The 19,149-nt window shown below is 60.0% G+C and carries 16 protein-coding genes; 10 read left to right on the top strand and 6 right to left on the bottom strand.

Annotated features, from left to right (window positions below):
• The first annotated feature begins 61 nt into the window (after positions 1-61).
• The 5 genes from AC3WQN_RS13565 to AC3WQN_RS13545 all read left to right on the top strand — a co-directional run bounded on the left by AC3WQN_RS13565 (position 62) and on the right by AC3WQN_RS13545 (position 9,027).
• On the top strand, positions 62-1,744 hold the full coding sequence (locus AC3WQN_RS13565; protein ID WP_103400816.1) for a fatty acid--CoA ligase: 1,683 nt from the start codon (positions 62-64) through the stop codon (positions 1,742-1,744).
• A gap of 336 nt (positions 1,745-2,080) precedes the next feature.
• Positions 2,081-3,955, top strand: coding sequence for a DUF1302 domain-containing protein (locus AC3WQN_RS13560; protein WP_103400815.1), 1,875 nt, complete (start codon positions 2,081-2,083; stop codon positions 3,953-3,955).
• 27 nt (positions 3,956-3,982) lie between these two features.
• Positions 3,983-5,347: a DUF1329 domain-containing protein gene (locus tag AC3WQN_RS13555; protein WP_103400814.1), complete on the top strand. Its 1,365-nt coding sequence runs from the start codon at positions 3,983-3,985 to the stop codon at positions 5,345-5,347.
• A 264-nt stretch (positions 5,348-5,611) separates the two neighbouring features.
• Positions 5,612-8,353, top strand: a complete 2,742-nt coding sequence (locus AC3WQN_RS13550) for a winged helix-turn-helix domain-containing protein (protein WP_103400813.1) — start codon at positions 5,612-5,614, stop codon at positions 8,351-8,353.
• A 173-nt stretch (positions 8,354-8,526) separates the two neighbouring features.
• The gene (locus AC3WQN_RS13545) at positions 8,527-9,027 is read left to right on the top strand and encodes a methylated-DNA--[protein]-cysteine S-methyltransferase (protein ID WP_103400812.1); all 501 of its coding nucleotides are present in this window, start codon (positions 8,527-8,529) and stop codon (positions 9,025-9,027) included.
• Positions 9,028-9,077: 50 nt separating this feature from the next.
• Here the strand turns inward: AC3WQN_RS13545 and AC3WQN_RS13540 are convergent, their stop codons facing one another.
• Together AC3WQN_RS13540 and AC3WQN_RS13535 are read right to left on the bottom strand one after the other, a co-directional pair.
• On the bottom strand, positions 9,078-9,539 hold the full coding sequence (locus AC3WQN_RS13540; RefSeq protein WP_103400811.1) for a YMGG-like glycine zipper-containing protein: 462 nt from the start codon (positions 9,537-9,539) through the stop codon (positions 9,078-9,080).
• A gap of 41 nt (positions 9,540-9,580) precedes the next feature.
• The gene (locus AC3WQN_RS13535) at positions 9,581-10,261 is read right to left on the bottom strand and encodes a DUF3313 domain-containing protein (RefSeq protein WP_103400810.1); all 681 of its coding nucleotides are present in this window, start codon (positions 10,259-10,261) and stop codon (positions 9,581-9,583) included.
• Between the two features lie 175 nt (positions 10,262-10,436).
• Here AC3WQN_RS13535 and AC3WQN_RS13530 point away from each other — a divergent pair, with 175 nt between their 5' ends.
• Complete coding sequence (locus AC3WQN_RS13530) at positions 10,437-11,081, top strand: MBL fold metallo-hydrolase (protein ID WP_095149124.1); 645 nt, start codon at positions 10,437-10,439, stop codon at positions 11,079-11,081.
• A gap of 117 nt (positions 11,082-11,198) precedes the next feature.
• Positions 11,199-11,903: a YiaD family glycine zipper/OmpA-like lipoprotein gene (locus AC3WQN_RS13525; protein ID WP_103400809.1), complete on the top strand. Its 705-nt coding sequence runs from the start codon at positions 11,199-11,201 to the stop codon at positions 11,901-11,903.
• Between the two features lie 92 nt (positions 11,904-11,995).
• Here AC3WQN_RS13525 and AC3WQN_RS13520 read toward each other — a convergent pair whose 3' ends face one another.
• Positions 11,996-12,430 carry a Z-ring associated ZapG family protein gene (locus AC3WQN_RS13520; RefSeq protein WP_103400808.1) on the bottom strand — a complete coding sequence of 145 codons (435 nt, stop codon included), beginning with the start codon at positions 12,428-12,430 and terminating at the stop codon, positions 11,996-11,998.
• A gap of 144 nt (positions 12,431-12,574) precedes the next feature.
• On the opposite strand from AC3WQN_RS13520, the gene AC3WQN_RS13515 reads away from it, so the two are divergent.
• The 3 genes from AC3WQN_RS13515 (at position 12,575) to zapE (ending at position 15,769) form a co-directional block, all read left to right on the top strand.
• Positions 12,575-13,204 carry an alpha/beta hydrolase gene (locus tag AC3WQN_RS13515; protein ID WP_103400823.1) on the top strand — a complete coding sequence of 210 codons (630 nt, stop codon included), beginning with the start codon at positions 12,575-12,577 and terminating at the stop codon, positions 13,202-13,204.
• Between the two features lie 24 nt (positions 13,205-13,228).
• A complete protein-coding gene (locus AC3WQN_RS13510) occupies positions 13,229-14,584 on the top strand; it encodes a tryptophan--tRNA ligase (RefSeq protein ID WP_103400807.1) in 1,356 nt (451 codons plus the stop codon).
• Between the two features lie 90 nt (positions 14,585-14,674).
• The gene (gene zapE / locus AC3WQN_RS13505; RefSeq protein ID WP_103400806.1) at positions 14,675-15,769 is read left to right on the top strand and encodes a cell division protein ZapE; all 1,095 of its coding nucleotides are present in this window, start codon (positions 14,675-14,677) and stop codon (positions 15,767-15,769) included.
• 91 nt (positions 15,770-15,860) lie between these two features.
• Here the strand turns inward: zapE and AC3WQN_RS13500 are convergent, their stop codons facing one another.
• From AC3WQN_RS13500 to AC3WQN_RS13490, 3 genes are all read right to left on the bottom strand, one after another.
• Positions 15,861-16,844 carry an asparaginase gene (locus AC3WQN_RS13500; RefSeq protein ID WP_103400805.1) on the bottom strand — a complete coding sequence of 328 codons (984 nt, stop codon included), beginning with the start codon at positions 16,842-16,844 and terminating at the stop codon, positions 15,861-15,863.
• 77 nt (positions 16,845-16,921) lie between these two features.
• Positions 16,922-18,115, bottom strand: coding sequence for a threonine/serine exporter family protein (locus AC3WQN_RS13495; RefSeq protein ID WP_103400804.1), 1,194 nt, complete (start codon positions 18,113-18,115; stop codon positions 16,922-16,924).
• Positions 18,116-18,131: 16 nt separating this feature from the next.
• Positions 18,132-19,019, bottom strand: coding sequence for a nitrilase family protein (locus tag AC3WQN_RS13490; RefSeq protein WP_103400803.1), 888 nt, complete (start codon positions 19,017-19,019; stop codon positions 18,132-18,134).
• Positions 19,020-19,149: the final 130 nt, after the last annotated feature.

Genomic DNA, 19,149 nt, shown 5'->3' with positions numbered 1-19,149 from the left:
TCCAGGCTGATTAAAGTGCCCTCTTTACGCCACGACCGTGCAGTCAGATAAAGGGATGCTTATGTTGCAGACTCGCGTTATTCCGCCAGCTGAAGGTGCTTATCAATACCCGCTGTTGATCAAGCGATTGCTGATGTCCGGCAGCCGTTACGAGAAAACCCGCGAGATTGTCTACCGCGACCAGGTGCGCTACAGCTATCCGACCCTGATCGAGCGTGTCGCGCGGCTGGCCAACGTGCTCACGGCCGCTGGGGTCAAGGCCGGTGATACCGTGGCGGTGATGGACTGGGACAGCCATCGCTACCTGGAGTGCATGTTTGCCATCCCGATGATCGGTGCGGTGATTCACACCATCAACGTACGTCTTTCACCCGAGCAGATCCTCTACACCATGAACCACGCCGAGGACCGCTTCGTGTTGGTCAACAGCGAGTTCGTCGGGCTGTACCAGGCCATCGCCGGGCACCTGACCACGGTCGAGAAAACCCTGCTGCTGACCGACCTGCCGGAAAAAACCGCCGACCTGCCGAACCTGGTGGGCGAGTACGAACAATTGCTGGCCGCCGCGAGCCCGCAGTATGCCTTCGAGGATTTCGACGAGAACTCGGTGGCAACGACTTTCTATACCACTGGCACCACCGGCAATCCCAAGGGGGTGTACTTCACCCATCGGCAACTGGTGCTGCACACCATGGGTGTGTCGACGATCATGGGCAGCATCGACAGCGTCCGCTTGCTGGGCACCAGCGACGTGTACATGCCGATTACCCCGATGTTCCACGTGCATGCCTGGGGGCTGCCGTATGTGGCTACCATGCTGGGCCTCAAGCAGGTCTACCCCGGCCGTTACGACCCGGAATACCTGGTGGAGTTGTGGCGCAAGGAAAAAGTCAGCTTTTCCCATTGCGTGCCGACCATCCTGCAAATGCTGCTCAACGCCAAGGCGGCGCAAGGCACGGACTTCGGTGGCTGGAAAATCGTCATCGGCGGCAGCGCACTCAATCGCGCGCTGTACGAGGCGGCCAAGGCCAGGGGCATTCAATTGACGGCGGCCTATGGCATGTCGGAAACCGGTCCGCTGGTATCCTGTGCGCACCTGAACGATGAGTTGATGGCCGGTACCGAAGACGAGCGCACCACCTACCGGATCAAGGCCGGGGTGCCAGGGCCTCTGGTGGAAGCGGCGATCGTCGATGCCGACGGTAACTTCCTGCCGGCGGACGGCGAGTCCCAGGGCGAGTTGGTGCTGCGTGCGCCATGGCTCACCGAAGGTTACTTCAAAGAACCGCAGAAGGGGTCGGAACTGTGGGCCGGGGGCTGGTTGCACACCGGCGACGTGGCGACCCTGGACAGCATGGGGGTGATCGACATCCGCGACCGGATCAAGGACGTCATCAAGACCGGCGGCGAGTGGGTTTCCTCCCTGGACCTGGAAGACCTGATCAGCCGCCATGCAGCGGTACGTGAAGTAGCAGTGGTCGGTATTGCGGACCCGCAATGGGGCGAGCGTCCGTTTGCCCTGCTGGTGCTCCGCGAAGGCCACGTGCTCGGGGCCAAGGAACTCAAGGAACACCTCAAGCCGTTCGTCGAGCAGGGGCACCTGAGCAAGTGGGCCATCCCGAGCCAGATTGCCCTTGTTACTGAAATTCCCAAGACCAGTGTCGGCAAGCTGGACAAGAAGCGCATTCGGGTCGACATCACCGAATGGCAGGCCAACAACAGCACCTTCCTCTCGACGCTTTAAGCCCCCTTGCCGTGCCCGAAAGGGCGCGGCAAGCCCACCAAGCAAGCGCTTGGCTTGTCAAATCCGTATTTTCAGCCATCCTTGCCGTGCCGGCATCTGCCGGACTGGCAGAAGGACTGTTCCAGAGTGGTCGGGGGCTGCAAATCACACTTTAGAGGGATCATGCAGTACAGCCTGCTGGATATAGTCCGTTCAAGGATTTTTAAGAACGGGGCACACGCACGAACAGGGGCGATGCAACTTTGAACGATTTGGCGAGCGCATGGCTCACCGTCCTTCAGAGCGTTTTTAAAAGTGCTAAACGCCATAACAATAAAAGCACATGGAGTAGCGTCGATGACATCAGTAAACCAGTTCTGGCGCCGGGCGAAACTGCCTCTGGCGGTCAGTCTCGCCTCTACGCTCGCCGGGCCTGCATTCGGCGTCAGTTTCAACGTTGGTGAAATCGAAGGCCAGTTCGACTCGTCCCTCTCGTTGGGTGCAAGTTGGTCTACCGAGAGCGCCAACAAGAACCTCATCGGCGTCAACAACGGCGGTCACGGCCTGTCCCAGACCTCCGATGATGGCCACTTGAACTTCAAAAGCGGGGAAACCTTTTCGAAGATCTTCAAGGGCATCCATGATCTTGAATTGAAGTACGGCGATACCGGCGTCTTTGTGCGGGGCAAGTACTGGTACGACTTTGAGCTCCAGGACGAAAGCCGTCCGTTCAAGGACATCAGCGACGACAATCGCAAGGAAGGCGCCAAGTCCGCAGGCGGCCAGATCCTCGACGCTTTCGTCTACCACAACTATGCCATCGCCGAGCAGCCGGGTTCCGTGCGCTTGGGCAAACAGGTCGTCAGTTGGGGTGAAAGTACCTTCATCGGCGGCGGCATCAACTCGATCAACCCTATCGATGTTTCCGCGTTCCGTCGCCCGGGCGCCGAAATCAAGGAAGGCCTGATTCCGGTCAACATGTTCTATGTGTCCCAGAGCCTGACCGAGAACCTCTCCGCCGAAGCCTTCTACCAGCTGGAGTGGGACCAGACTGTCGTCGATAACTGCGGTACCTTCTTCTCCCAGCCAGACATCATCGCCGACGGTTGCGATAACAACCTGCGGGTGCTGAACAAGCGTTCGACCATTCCGGCCATCGCGCTGGGGCCATTGGCTGCGAACGGCGTCGACGTCAACGAGGAAGGTGTGCTGGTGCGTCGCGGGCCAGACCACGATGCGCGGGACAGCGGCCAGTGGGGCGCGTCCTTCAAGTACATGTTCGACCCGCTGGACACCGAGTTCGGTGCCTACTTCATGAACTACCACAGCCGCGCGCCGATCTTCAGCGCCACCGGTGCTCCGCAGTCGGTCTATAACACCGCGGCATCACTGCCTGGGCCGTTCGCCGCGCTCGGGCCACTGTTGGTGGCCGGCAATTCGGAGTACTTCGTCGAGTACCCGGAAGACATTCGCCTCTACGGCCTGAGCTTCTCCACCACCCTGCCTACCGGCACGGCGTGGCAAGGCGAGGTCAGCTACCGTCCGAATGCGCCGGTGCAACTGAACTCCACCGACATTCTGTTCGCGGGTGTACGTCCTTTGGGCGGCGCGCTGGCCAACGCTTCGCTGCTCTCGGCCTCGCCGGGTTCGGACCTGAACGGTTATCGCCGCAAGGAAGTGACCCAGTTCCAGACCACCCTGACGCACTTCTTTGACCAGGTCATGGGCGCCAGTCGCCTGACCCTGGTGGGTGAAGTCGGCGTGACCCACGTGGGTGGGCTGGAGAGCACTTCAGATGTGCGTTATGGCCGTGACCCGGTTTATGGCCCGGGCGAACTGCCCAATGGTTCCTGTGAATTCCTCAACGGGAGGACCATTGCCGGTGCCGGTCCAGGCACGGCGACCAACAATGCTACCCGTAACTGCAACGACGAGGGTTTCACCACGCCTACCTCGTGGGGCTACCGTGGTCGCGCCATCTGGGACTACAACGATGCCATCGCCGGCGTCAACCTAAAGCCGAACGTGGCCTGGTCCCATGACGTGGAAGGTTACTCGCCAGGCCCTGGCGGTAACTTCGAGGAGGGTCGTAAAGCGGTCAGCCTGGGGCTCGATGCCGAATACCAGAACACCTACACCGCAAGCCTCAACTACACCAACTTCTTCGACGGCAAGTACACCACCGTGGATGACCGTGATTTCGTCGCGCTCAGCTTCGGCGTGAACTTCTAAGCACTGCTTTTTCAGGACGAACAAGAAATGAAAATGACCAAGAATCTGTTGCACGTCGGGGTACTGGGGCTGTCGTTGCTGGCGACCGGTGTCATGGCCGCGGTCCCGGCAGCTGAAGCTGACAAGCTGGGCAAGAGCCTGACGCCGATGGGCGCGGAAATGGCAGGCAATGCCGATGGTTCGATCCCGACCTGGAAACCCCTGGCCAAGAACGCCGGTACCGTTGACAGCAAAGGCTTCCTGTCCAACCCGTATGGCAGCGAGCAACCCCTGTTCACCATCACCGCGCAGAATGTCGACAAGTACAAAGACAAGCTGGCACCGGGCCAATACGCGATGTTCAAGCGTTACCCGGAAACCTTCAAAATGCCGGTGTATCCGTCCCATCGTGGTGCCACCGTACCGGCTGACGTGTTTGCCGCCATCAAGCGCAACGCCACCAACACCAGCCTGGTCTCCGGTGGCAACGGTCTGGAAAACTTCGAAACGGCCATCCCGTTCCCGATCCCGAAGAGCGGTGTGGAAGTCATCTGGAACCACATCACCCGCTATCGTGGCGGTAGCGTGACCCGCCTGGTGACTCAGGCCACGCCGCAAGCGAACGGTTCGTACAGCCTGGTGTACTTCCAGGACCAGTTCGTGTTCCGCGACAAGATGAAGGACTACGATCCGAAAAACCCGGGCAATATCCTGTTCTACTTCAAGCAGAAAGTGACCGCGCCAGCGCGTCTGGCCGGTGGTGTGCTGCTGGTTCATGAAACCCTCGACCAGGTCAAGGAACCACGTTCGGCGTGGGTCTACAACGCCGGTCAGCGTCGTGTGCGCCGGGCCCCGCAAGTGTCCTACGATGGCCCGGGTACCGCGGCCGACGGCCTGCGTACGTCCGACAACCTGGACATGTACAACGGTGCACCGGACCGTTACGACTGGAAGCTCGAAGGCAAGAAGGAGATGTACATCGCCTCCGACAGCTACAAGCTCGACGATCCGAAGCTCAAGTACGCCGACATCATCAAGGCCGGCCACATCAACCAGGACCTGGCGCGTTACGAGTTGCGCCGCGTCTGGCATGTGGTTGCAACCCTGAAGGAAGGTCAGCGCCACATCTATGCCAAGCGTGACTTCTACATCGACGAAGACACCTGGCAAGCCGCGGTGATCGACCACTACGACGGTCGTGGTCAACTGTGGCGCGTGGCCGAGGCCCATGCCGAGGACTACTACGACAAGCAAGTGCCGTGGTATGCCCTGGAAACCCTCTACGACCTGCAGTCCGGCCGCTACCTGGCGCTGGGCATGAAGAACGAAGAGAAGCAGGCCTATGACTTCGGCTTTACGGCCACCACCAGCGACTTCACCCCGGCGGCACTGCGCCAGGAAGGTGTTCGCTAATACGCTGTAAAGAGGCCGCATCCTCGAAAAACGCCCCGACTGGTTCGGGGCGTTTTTTTTGCGTTCCGCAAACCGGCCCGGCAACCTGCCTGACACACCGCGTCGTTACATTGGCCGGTGTTTGTAACGCCAGACGGTCGATATGGCAGGGTCTTCATGCGCTTTTTGTAGCCATTTGTAGCAATAGCCTTCAATCCACCTCTGTTTACCGCTAGTCTGCGGACATCTGCAATGCCGACAACAGCACTTCAATAAGAGTTGGCTATGACTGACCTGTTCCGAATCCAGCCCCCCACCAGCACGGCAATGCCGATGCCTGAGGGGCGTTTTTACCGCCCACCCTTGCCTGACGGCTACGTACTGCGGCCTCGCTTGTGCGAGCGGCTGAGTGCCGGCCTGCAGGGGCGATTGCTGCTGGTCAGTGCGCCGGCCGGCTTCGGTAAAAGCTCATTGGCGGTGGAGTTCTGTCAGAGCCTGCCGGAACACTGGCAAAGCCTGTGGCTGGGACTTAGCGCGCGGGACAGTGATCCAGGGCGCTTCCTGGAACGGCTGCTGGAAGGCCTGCAACACTATTTCCCCCGACTGGGCAGCCAGGCCCTTGGCCTGTTGAAGATGCGTCAACGGCATCAACCGTTCGCCTTCGAAGAATGGCTGGACGGGTTGCTGGATGAGCTGGCCAGTCATTTGTCGACCAGCAGGCCGTTGCTGCTGGTGCTGGATGACTATCACCTGGCCCAGGGGCCGGTACTCGATCGCTGTCTGCAATTTTTCCTCAATCACTTGCCCGATGGCCTGTTGGTAATGGTGACCAGTCGCCAGCGTCCGGACTGGCATCTGGCACGCTTGCGCCTGTCGCGGCAGTTGCTCGAGTTGCATGAACAGGACCTGCGCCTGACCCACGACGAATCCCTGGCCCTGCTTGACCGGCATAGCAGCTCGCTACGCGGCGAAGCGTTGGAGAGCCTGATTTCGCGCAGCGAAGGCTGGGTCGCCGGGCTGCGATTCTGGCTGTTGGCGGCCTCTGAAGCGGGGAGTGGAGGTGCGTTGCCGCAACCGCTGCACGGGGGCGAGGGCTTGATTCGCGACTACCTGCTTGAAGAAGTCATCGATTGCCTGCCTCCCGAAGTGCAGTCCTTTCTCTACGACACTGCTCCGCAAGATCGCTTTTGCGGCGAGCTGTGCGACGCGGTGCGCGAGGCCCATGACAGCGCCGAGATCCTGCGCTTTCTGCTGTCCCATCAGGTGTTTCTGGTGCCACTGGACGAACATGGCCACTGGTATCGCTATCACCACCTGTTTTCCGACCTGTTGCGCAGTCGGCCGACCGCCAATGCGGTGGTCCCGATCGCCAGCCTGCACCTGCGCGCCTGCCGTTGGTTCAACGCCCAGGGCCTGCTCGACGAGGCCGTCGAGCAGGCGTTGCGCGCCGGGCACCTGGACGTTGCGGCCAACCTGGTGCAGAACCTGTCCGAGGAGCAACTGCTGGCCGAGCAGAACGTGGGCATGCTGTTGCGCTGGAAAATGGACTTGCCCGACAGCCTCCTGATCAGCACTCCGCGCCTGATCGTGCTGTACAGCTGGGCGTTGGGGATGGCCTGCCAGCTGGATGCCGCCGAGGAGTTGGCCAGCCATTTGAGCCGGTTCCTGCCGGCCCCTTCGGCCACAGCACAAAAGTCCATGCTCGCGCAGTGGCTGGCGCTGAGCGGGATCATTGCCCGGGGGCGTGGCCAGCGTGAACTGACCTTGCGCTACTGCAGCGAAGCCCTGGAAAGCCTGCCGCAAAAACGTTACGGCCAGCGCTTGATGTGCCTGTCGACCTTGTCCAACCTGGCCATCGTCGATGCCGACCTGTGGCGTGCCCGTGGCCTGAACCGTGAGTCGCTGGAGCTGGCGCAACGGGTCGGCAACCCATTATTCGAGGCGCTGGCCCATTACGACCGGGCGCGGGTGCTGCAGGCGCGGGGGGAAATTCTCCGCTCGCTGGAGGAAGTGCATCAGGGCCAGAAACGCTTGCAGGGGCTGGCACCGCAGCGCCTGTATGCGGTTCGTGCACGCCTGACCCTGTACGAAGGTTTTTTGCTGACCCTGCGCCTGCAGCCCGAAGCCGGGTTGGCGCGATTGCACCAGGGCCTGAGTGAAGCGCGGGCCTGTCGCGACATCAGTGTGCTGATCGGCCACTGTGTGATCGCCAGGCTTGAGGGCGGCAAGGGCGAGTTCGCCAAGGCATTCGCCGAATTGGGTGAGGCCGAGCGGCTGATGCATATCTGGGACGTGCCGCCTATCTACTACCTGGCGATGATCACGCTGGTCAAATGCGAGCTCTGGCTGGCCCAGGGCCGTACCGACCTGGCCGAGGCCTGGCTGATGCGACTCGGCCAGACCTACAACGGCGAACAGGCCGCGGCGCCCCCCGAATTCCATCCACAAATGCCGTTGCACATCGAGTTGCAACAAGCCCTGCTGGAGTCCATACAAGGGCAGCCGATGCTGGCCGAAGGGCGACTCAATGCCTTGTTGGAGCATGGACAGAAAACCGGCCGCCAGTTGCTCAGCGTCATGGCGCTGAGTCAGAAGGTTGCCTTGTTACTGAACACTGGACGCGAGCCGCAAGCGCGACAGGCCTTGGCGCAAGCGTTCGAAGCGGCCGCCGTCGGCGGCGCATTGCAACCCTTTGAGTGGCTGCTGCGCGAGCGTGCGCACTGGTTGCGCGAACAACTGGCACACTGTCCGGACAGCTCGTTGCGTCAGAGCCTGATGGAGCGTTTACCGCACACCGCGATCCGCGAAAGTGCAGAGCCGCAGCACGGCGCGGAATCCCTCAGCGTCCGCGAACACGCGGTGCTGCAACTGATCGCCCGAGGCTGCTCGAACCAGGAAATCAGCGATCAGTTGTTCATCTCGCTGCACACGGTGAAAACCCACGCCAGCCACATCAACAGTAAACTGGGGGTCGAGCGCCGTACCCAGGCCGTGGCCCGGGCGAAAGAATTGGGGCTGCTGGCATAACCCTCGGTCCTCTTGCCCGCGAATATCTCAAGCTCGCGCGCTGCAATGTCCTGTCCATCCAGCAGTTCAACCGCAAGAAACGTAGTTCTTGCGGTTGAATCACTCATTATTGTGAGTGCGTCCCTCGACAACGATGAACGACCGCTCTTGAGTGTCGGATCAAGGAGTCTCCCATGTCATACGTGTTTAAGCGGATGCCTTCACCGGTCGGCACCCTCACCCTGATAGCCAAGGGCAACAAGCTCTGCGCCATTCTCTGGGAAAACGAAAAGCTCAACCGGGTACGCATCGGCCCGCTGCAGGAAGATATCCACAGCCCGGTTCTGCAGGAAGCCGAACATCAGCTCAACCAGTACTTTGCCGGCAACCGCGACCGCTTTGAGCTGGAGTTGGACTTTGCCGGTACCGAGTTCCAGCAAAAAGTCTGGCATGCGTTGCTGACCATTCCGTTCGGGGAAACCCGCAGCTATAGCCAGATTGCCCAACAGATCGGCAGCCCCAGGGCCGTACGGGCAGTGGGGGCAGCCAATGGCAAGAACCCGATCTCGATTGTCACGCCCTGTCATCGGGTGATTGGCGCATCAGGAAGCCTGACCGGGTTTGCCGGTGGGTTGGCGGCGAAACAGTTCTTGTTGGGGCTGGAGGGGAAGGAGACGTTGCCTTTGGGGTTCTGACGGGGAGCGGGACTGTTTCCGTGTTTCCGGAGGCGGCTACCCGTCTGCGGTCAAGGCAAGACGTTATAGCCCCGTTGCTGCAGGCAACTGGTATAGACCGAGTTGCTGGCGTTGACATTTTGTTCGGAGGTGCTCGCGTTCTGCCGGCGTTCCTGGCGTTGTCTCGAGGCCCCGACGACAGCACCGGCAGCCGCTGCGCTATGGGCGCGATTCTGGCGGTAGTCTTGCTTGACGTCGTCGTCGACCTGATCGTACAGCTCCTCATGCTGACGGCCCCGGACCTCCGCTGCTGCGGCCCCTGCGACAGCTGCGGTGGCCGCGCCTTTTACGCGACCGCCTGTCGGCACTGTGTTTTGTGTCGGGTACTGAGCGTTCGCCTGGGATTGGCAGGTGCTGGTGTCTTGCTGGATGGTCTGGGAGCTCTGGTTGTTGAGCGGGACAACCGTTACCGCCAGGGCGCTTGAGCTGGCGAGTAGCCCGAGCACCGACAGAATAGACGTCAATTTTTTCATGAACTCGGGCCTCTCATTGGTCCAGTGCGATGACGGATGGCTTACTGCTTGGAAAGCAGGGCTTGCATGTCAGCGGAGACGGTCTTGAACGCTGCCTTGAAATCTTTGGCGGTAATTGGCGTGTCGGAGTTTTCCAGGCCTTCACCGAAAACCTTGCGCACCATCTTGGCGACCGGCAAGCCGGATTTGGCGTCGATCAGGTCGGCTTCGATATACAGTTCGGCAATCTGGTCGCGGGTACCCATGGCTACCTGAGTGGTGCCGACAATGGCAGCGATCGGAACGGCTTCATACCAATGCATGGGTTCGTTCGAGGCAGATACCTCGGTGATCGCCGCGTGCATGATCAGGGTCCGGGAGCCCTCAGGTGCCAGCTTGGCGCTCGAAACGACCTTGTACTGTTGTGCAAGGGTATTCCTGGTGCTTTCGTTCGCCATGAATTGCAGGTCTTTCAGGGTGCTCAGGCTGACCCGGTCGGTCGGCTTCGGCTCAGGATACAGTTCCAGTTGGTCGAATACCACCGTGGAGTACGCCTCAGGCTTGAAGCCAGGCGCTACCCAACGCAGCACTTTCTGGCCACTTGGCGAGGTAGTCTCTTGCAGGCCTTCGTAGTTAGGCAGGAAGCCGGAGTATTGCTCCTGTTCCGTCACTTTCGAGACGCAACCGGTCAGCAGCACGCTGCTCAGTGCAATACCCGCCATCCATTTACTCGACATACTCATAAAATTCGTACCTTGGTCAAAGAGCCGGAAGGGTGCCGGAACCCGATCGGCAATTCGAATCATTGATTCTCAAAAAAAGATCAAATGACCGCTCTTTGTCCGGGGTTGCCTGCCAGGTATCGCCATTCCATTACGACCTGGGTCAAAATGGGCGATCCACTCTTCAGGAGTCTCCATGGACGCCGCAAAACCCGCGCTTATCCGCGAAACCTTTCCCGTCGGGCCGTTGCAGTGCAACTGCACGATCATCGGCGATCCGATCACTAAAAAGGCGATTGTCGTCGACCCGGGTGGCAATCATGAGTTGATTCTGGCGCGGCTGGAGGCCTTGGGGTTGAAGGTGGTGAGTATCATTCATACCCATGCGCACCTGGATCACTTCCTGGCCTCCGGTCAGTTGAAGGAGAAAACCGGCGCCACCTTGCACCTGCACAAGGAAGATCAGTTCCTCTGGGACAATCTGGAGATGCAGTGCGGCATGTTCGGGGTGCCCTATACGCCGGTGCCGCCGCCGGATCGCTGGCTGGCCGATGATGAGGAGCTGGCCTGCGGTTGTGGCGTGGCGTTGCACACGCCGGGGCATACGCCGGGTTCCATGAGCTTCTGGTTTTCCGAGGCCAAGCTGCTGATTGCCGGTGACACGCTGTTTCGGCGCGGGGTAGGGCGTACGGACTTGTGGGGCGGTGATCAGGCGACTATCGTGCGCTCGATCAAGCAGCGCCTGTACACCCTCGATGAAGAGGCAACGGTAGTAACCGGACATGGTCCGGATACCCGCCTGGGTGATGAAATGCGTGACAATCCATTTGTACGAGCCTAGGTCCCCTGGTGTTGGAGGCGGCCACGGAATTTTTGTCGGTCGCTGTGTTCCAACTTCCGCAAGGGTCTATTGCCAACGTCCGTTGCACCACAGAATGTAAAAAAGTAGGAGCTTTCCATGTTCACCTCGCGTCGTTTGATTATTGTCGCTACTGCCGTGGCCTTGTTGTCTGGCTGTGCGTCCCCTAACACCTATGACAACCAGGGTCAGGCCGACGGCGGCTCCACGGGCATGAGCAAGACCGCCAAATACGGCGGCCTGGGTGCGCTGGCAGGTGCCCTGGCGGGTGCGGCCATCAACCACGACAACCGTGGCAAGGGCGCGCTGATCGGCGCTGCCGTGGTCGGTGCTTCCGCCGCCGGTTATGGCTACTACGCCGACCAGCAGGAAAAGAAACTGCGCGCCAGCATGGCCAACACCGGTGTTGAAGTGCAGCGCCAGGGCGATCAGATCAAGCTGATCATGCCGGGCAACATCACGTTCGCGACCGATTCGGCGAATATCGCACCAAGCTTCTACCAGCCGCTGAACAATCTGGCGGGCTCCCTGAAAGAGTTCAGCCAGAACCAGATCGAGATCGTCGGCTACACCGACAGCACCGGCAGTCGCCAGCACAACATGGACCTGTCCCAGCGTCGTGCCCAGAGCGTGGCCACCTACCTGACGTCCCAGGGCGTGAGCGGTGCCAACCTGAGCGCCCGTGGTGCCGGTCCGGATAATGCCGTTGCCAGCAACGCTGATTCCAATGGTCGTGCGCAGAACCGTCGTGTCGAGGTCAACCTCAAGGCGATCCCAGGTCAGCAGTACGGCCAGGTCCAGTAATACCCGCAAGTGCCTGACTGAACCCCAGGCGTAAAAAAGCCCGCCCGATCCTCAACAGATCGGGCGGGCTTTTTGTATTGCGCGAAACCTGATTACTTTTTCAGGCCGTAGTGCTCATCGAGCATGCCCGGTGCATTCGGCGTTTTGGGGGCGTAGTCGCGAGGCGGTTCCTGGTCGCGCGGCGGCGTCAGGCGCTCCCGTGGCGTTTGCACGGCATCGGCCTGCAGGGCCGCCAGCAGGCGTTGGCGAGTCTGCTCGTCCAGGGCCAGGCGGTTGGCGCCCTCGGCGAGGTGGTCTTGCACTTCCTGATAGCTCTGAGTGAGTTTCTTCACCAGCATTGCGGTGCTGTTGAAGTGGGTGACCACTTCATTCTGATAGCTGTCAAAACGTTCCTGGATGTCATCCAACTGTCGTTGCGTGCTGTTAGGCACGGCATTGGGCAGCAGGCGAGCAACCAGGAATCCAATGGCGACACCGGCAACCAGGGCAAGAGTCGGCAACAACCAAACTAAGAGCGAGTGTTCCACGAGTCCTTCCTCTATAAACGGCTTTGCTTTACGTTAACGGCTCGAACCTGCGCTGTATACCGCGATTCACTCGCAATAGATTGGCACAGACAATTTGCTAGACGAGTCGACCCGATTCGAGGTCACGGAGTTCCTTCCTTGCTGATGCGTGAAACCCCTGTAGTGATTGATGGCCCGGTCGGCCAGCTCGAGGCCCTTTACCTGGACAACGAGCAGCCACGCGGCCTGGCGCTGATCTGCCATCCCAACCCGGTGCAGGGTGGCACCATGCTCAATAAAGTCGTGTCGACCTTGCAGCGCACTGCCCGTGATGCCGGTCTGATCACATTACGTTTTAATTATCGAGGTGTGGGCGCCAGCGCCGGCAGCCATGACATGGGCAGCGGTGAAGTCGACGACGCGCAAGCCGCGGCCGAGTGGTTTCGCGCCAAACACCCTGACTTGCCGATGACGCTGCTCGGTTTTTCCTTCGGCGGGTTTGTCGCGGCCAGCCTCGGCGGACGCCTGGAAGCCAAGGGTGAAACCCTGGATCGGCTGTTCATGGTGGCTCCGGCGGTGATGCGCCTGGGTGATCAGGATCAGTTGCCGCAGCGCTGTGCGCTGACGCTGATCCAGCCGGAAACCGACGAAGTCATCGATCCGCAGCTGGTTTACGACTGGTCCGAGGCCCTTGATCGCCCCCATGAGCTGCTGAAAGTGGCAGAATGCGGACACTTTTTTCACGGCAAGCTGACCGATCTCAAGGATCTGATCCTGCCGCGCCTTTCGAATTGATTGCAGTCAGATAAGCGATTACCCATGACTACTCGTACGCGCATCCTCACCGGTATCACCACCACCGGCACTCCGCACCTGGGCAACTACGCCGGCGCGATCCGCCCGGCAATCGTCGCCAGCCGTGACAGCAATGCCGATTCGTTCTACTTCCTGGCCGACTACCACGCCCTGATCAAGTGCGATGACCCGCTGCGCATCCAGCGCTCGCGTCTGGAAATCGCCGCGACCTGGCTGGCCGGTGGCCTGGATGTGGAGCGGGTCACCTTTTACCGCCAGTCCGATATCCCGGAAATTCCCGAGCTCACCTGGTTGTTGACCTGCGTCGCGGCCAAGGGCCTGCTCAACCGTGCGCACGCCTACAAGGCGTCGGTGGACAAGAACGTCGAAACCGGGGAAGACCCGGATGCCGGCATCACCATGGGCCTGTACAGCTACCCGGTGCTGATGGCGGCGGACATTCTGATGTTCAACGCGCACAAGGTGCCGGTCGGCCGCGATCAGATCCAGCACGTGGAAATGGCCCGCGACATCGGCCAGCGTTTCAACCATCTGTTTGGCCAGGGCAAAGAGTTCTTCACCATGCCCGAGGCGTTGATCGAAGAGAGCGTCGCCACCTTGCCGGGCCTCGACGGCCGCAAGATGTCGAAAAGCTACGACAACACTATTCCGTTGTTCTCAAGCGCCAAGGAAATGAAGGACGCGATTTCGCGGATCGTCACCGACTCCCGCGCCCCGGGCGAAGCCAAGGACCCGGACAACTCGCACCTGTTCACCTTGTTCCAGGCCTTTGCCACTCCGGCGCAGGCCGACGAGTTCCGCAGCGAACTGTTGCAGGGCCTGGGCTGGGGTGAGGCGAAGAGCCGTCTGTTCCAGCTGCTCGACAGCGAGTTGGGCGAGTCCCGCGATCGATACTACAAGCTGATGGAGCGTCCATCGGACCTGGAAGACATTCTGCAGATCGGTGCGAAAAAGGCCCGTGCGGTCGCCACGCCGTTCCTGAATGAACTGCGTGAGGCGGTCGGCCTGCGTTCCTTCGTCAACCAGACGCAGGTGGCGGCGACCACCAAGAAGAAAACCGTGAAAGCCGCGCGCTTTGTCAGCTTTCGTGAAGAGGACGGCAGTTTCCGTTTCCGTCTGCTGGCCGCTGATGGCGAGCAACTGCTGTTGTCGCGTCACTTCGCCGACGGTAAAACCGCAGGTCAGGTGACCAAGCAGCTGCAATCCGGCCAGGCGCTGGATGTGCGCAGTGAAGACCTGAGCTTCAGTGTCTGGCTGGAAGGCGAGTGCGTCGGCGACAGCCCGGCCTTCGCGGACAGTGCTGCGCGAGACGTCGCTATCGACGCCCTGCGGGTTGCTCTGACGCCCGTACAGGAATAACCAGCGGCTCGGCCCGACCAAGGGCCGATTGCCATTCTTCAGGGCCGTCGCTACAGTGTCGGCCCGTTTTTGTTGCCTTGCTAACGAATTATGACGCCCCTAGAACGATATCAAGCTGATCTGAAACGCCCGGAGTTCTTCCACGACGCGGCCCAGGAAACTGCTGTGCGTCATTTGCAGCGCCTGTACGACGATCTGGTCGCGGCTTCGCAGAGCAAGCCGGGCCTGCTCGGCAAGCTGTTTGGCAAAAAGGACCAGGCGCCGGTCAAGGGCCTGTACTTCTGGGGCGGCGTAGGTCGCGGCAAGACTTACCTGGTCGACACCTTCTACGAAGCGCTGCCGTTCAAGGAAAAGTCCCGTACTCACTTCCACCGCTTCATGAAGCGTGTGCACGAAGAGATGAAGACCCTGGGCGGCGAGAAAAACCCGCTGACCATCATCGCCAAGCGCTTTTCCAATGAGGCGCGGGTGATCTGTTTCGATGAGTTCTTCGTGTCCGACATTACCGACGCGATGATCCTCGGCACCCTGATGGAAGAACTGTTCAAGAACGGCGTGACCTTGGTGGCCACGTCGAACATCGTGCCGGACGGCCTGTACAAGGACGGTCTGCAGCGCGCGCGATTCCTGCCGGCCATCGCGTTGATCAAGCAGAATACCGACATCGTCAACGTCGACAGCGGTGTCGACTACCGTCTGCGTCACCTGGAGCAAGCGGAGCTGTTCCACTTCCCGCTCGACGAAGCGTCCCACGAAAGCCTGCGCAAGAGTTTCCGCGCGCTGACGCCGGAATGCACGGCCGCGGTCGAGAACGACGTGCTGATGATCGAGAACCGCGAGATTCGCGCCTTGCGCACCTGCGACGACGTTGCCTGGTTCGACTTCCGCGAACTGTGCGACGGTCCGCGCAGCCAGAACGACTACATCGAACTCGGCAAGATCTTCCACGCCGTGCTGCTCAGCGGCGTAGAGCAGATGAGCGTTACCACCGATGACATCGCCCGGCGTTTCATCAACATGGTCGACGAGTTCTACGACCGTAACGTCAAGCTGATCATTTCCGCTGAAGTCGAACTCAAGGACCTCTATACCGGCGGTCGCCTGAACTTCGAGTTCCAGCGCACCCTCAGTCGCCTGCTGGAAATGCAGTCCCACGAGTTCCTGTCGCGGGCGCACAAGCCGTAGGGCGTTTCGGAAAATAAAAAAGGGCCTGCATTGCAGGCCCTTTTTTGTCAGCGCAAATCCTCCGACCGCAGGTTTGTACATTGTTTTGAAGTCAAATGTCTTCGTTGAGATACTGCGCAAGCTCGTGCTGCCGTTGGCAACCAAGCAGCAACCAAAGCAGAATTCTGGCTTTTCGCGGACATAGAAAACCCGCCATCGATGCCCCCTTGCGGATCAAGTCCATTTCACTACCGCCAAAACCGTAAGAGGCACGTGCGGTGGAGCCGGAGCCGGTTCGGGTCGCAATGATTACGGGGATTCGTTTGGCAATATGCTCAATCGTTGTAGCCCAGCGCTGCGAGATGTGGCCGGCGCCGAAACCGCCGATCACCAGCCCGTCGTAATCGAGTGCGAGAATATTTTCCAGTAGCAGGGTGTCGGCCGAAAGTGAGGCCTCAAGTAGCGCAACCTTCTGTGTGGTCTGTTGCGGCAACGGTAACACCGTGCGCGGCCCCGGCGGGCGCAGGTAGCGAACACGGTCTTCCAGCAGTAGGCCCGCGGGCCCCACGACCGGAGAGGAAAACGCCTGCAATGCCAGCGAATCGGTTTTGCGTACGCTGCACGCTTGATGAATCTGTCCGTTCATTACGACCTGGACACCACGCTGCCGGCTGTTCTGCGCCAAGGCAACGCGACATGCATCCAGCAGATTGGCCGGTCCATCGGCACCTGGCTGCGCTGCGGAACGCATGGCACCGGTCAGCACCAAGGGGGTGTCGTAGGGCCACAGGTAATCCAAAAACACCGCGGCTTCTTCGAGGGTATCGGTGCCCTGGGTTATCACGACCCCAACGGCGCCCTGTTTGACCTGAAACTCAGCCCAGGACAATACGTTCAGCAAAAACTCGAAATCCAGGGACGCACTGGGCAGCAGGCCGAGGGTCTCGACGGTGATTCCGGCCAGTGTCGTCAGTTCCGGTATGGAAGTCAGCAAGGCTTCGCCGCTGACGGTCGGGATGACGCCTTCACCGGCATTGCTCGCTTGCATGCTTACCGTGCCGCCAAGTGCCGCGATGGACAGTTTGGGCAGGTCCATGGGATACCTCGCTTGTTTGTAATGAAAAGTGGCTGTATCCGCTATTGAGGCCGCGATACAGCCGAATGGCTGGGGCATTAATCAGCGATCAGAAAACCGATCAGCGGCACGATCAGCAGTGTGCTGATGGCCATCGACAGTACATTGGCGATGTAGGCGTGCATGTCGGCCGGTAATTTCCTGGCAATCACACTGGCCAGCGGTGGTGCGAGCAATGCCCCCAGCAGTGCACTTGAGACAATAATCTGCCAGCTGCCGCCATAGGCCAGGATCGCCGCAGGCACCACTGAAACCAGCGGGATGTAAGTGGGATACCAGCCGCGCAACATCCATTGTCGACGCCAGATCAGCACTCCGATGGCCGAGGCTAATGCCTGCGCGCCAATGATGTGCAGCAACAGGCCCGATCCGTACGCGGGGCTTGATGGGTTCAAACTGTACGCCAGCAATGCACCCAGTATCAGGCCAAGGCTGGCCAGTTCATTGCCGAAGAACGGTGCTTCGGAAAAGTCCGCCAGAATCCGGCGCAGGCTCCAGATGACGCCATAGTCGGGCGCCTTGGGGGGAGCGATCGAGGCGGGTGGTGTTTCCGACGACCTGGATTTCACCAGGTTCGGCCAATAGCGGCAGAACAGAAACGCCAGGACGCTGGCAACCGCCATGCCCAGCACATTGCCAATCACTGCAGGCAAGGCCAGCGGTTGGCACACGTAGTTGACGATCAGCAGGCACATCGGTGTGACGAATATGGCGCCCATGAGTGCGCCGTTGATCGTGACCTTCCAGCCTCCGCCAAACATCAGCACCATCGCCGCTGGCAGCGAGACGAATGCTACGAATGTGGGTTGCCAGGTTGTGGCTGTCACCGTCCAGCCCCACAGCAGATTGCTCAGCAGCAGCCCGAGCAACGAACTGGTGACCAGCCAGGGCCAAAGTCCCGTTCCATAGGAGATGGCAAACCCTTGCCAGGACTTTCCCGTTCGATTCGCCCAGTAAGCCAGATAAGCGCCCGCCAGCAGACCGATCGAGGCGAACTCGTGCTTGTAGAAAGCCACCTCGCTGATGTCACCTAACACCCAACGCAACCAGGCACTCGGTTCGGGTAGCAGCGATACCATGTCGCCGTACCCGGGCCAATGCGCTCCCCAAAAAGTCCGGTTGCTGAAAGAAAGCCAGACGATCAGCAATGTCGCGCCGATCATTAGCAGGGCGACGGCTGTATCAATCGGTGATTTGCGCGATGGTTGGTTTTTGTCGGTTGTAACTTCCATGCGATAGGCCTCCTGATCAACGTGGGAGGCAAGGGTGTTGTGTGTAGCCGAGCATCTGATCGTAAAGATCGGCTCGGCGATCGCGATGCAGATCGTTCAGGTTGTTCCAGATGGGCGCACTGCGGGAGCTGGTCAGGTCGACATCGGCAAACAGGATTTCCTGCCTGTCTGCCGAAGCCACGGCGCCAATCGGCCAGCCGTTGGTTCCGGCAATCAACGAGCAACCCAGGTAGCGCGCGCCGCGCTCCTCGCCGATCCGGCTGGCGGCAGCGATAAACACGTTGTTGACGTGAGCGGCGGTCATCGTCAGATACGACGCCATGCACTTACCGGCATCGTCGAACAGCGGCGGTGGTGTCCAGACCCAGTTGTTCAGGCTGCAAATGATGTCTGCGCCTTGCTGGGCGAGGATCCGTGGCACCTCCGGGAACCAGATGTCCCAGCAGATCAACAGCCCGATGCGGCCGATCGGTGTGTCGAAAACCGGGAAGCCCAGGTCGCCGGGGGTGAACCAGAGCTTCTCCAGATTCCACAAATGGGCTTTGCGGTACTTGCCAATAAAACCGTCTGGTCCCACCAGGACGCCGGTGTTGAATAGTCGCATGCCGTCGCGTTCGGCCAGACCGGCCACGAGGTAAACGTTGTGTTCGCGGGCGAAGTCGATCCAGCACTGCATGCTTGGCCCGTCGGGAACCGCTTCGGCGTGGGCGAAGGCATCCTGTCGATTGCTGAAGAAATAGCCGGTATTGGAAAGCTCGGGCAGAACGATGAGATTTGCACCGCCATTTACCGCTTCAAGCGCCAACTCCAGGCTGCGACGCAGATTACCTACACATTTCTCGATGCCGACTTGTGGATCGAATTGCACGACTGCTACACGAACAGGGCTTGTTGGCTCAGTCATTCCGTCGTTCCTCTTTTTATTGTTTTTCAAACTGTTAAATGGCGTGTGTATAAGAGGGGAATCAGGAGTTTGGTGTAAGTCAGCTACTTCCGTTTAGGTCGTAGTCCTTGTCCGAAAATGGATCAGAATG

The sequence above is a fragment of the Pseudomonas sp. FW300-N1A1 genome, from assembly GCF_058789115.1.
Note: the sequence above shows the minus strand (reverse complement) of the source record. Positions and strands in the feature narration are given on the sequence as shown.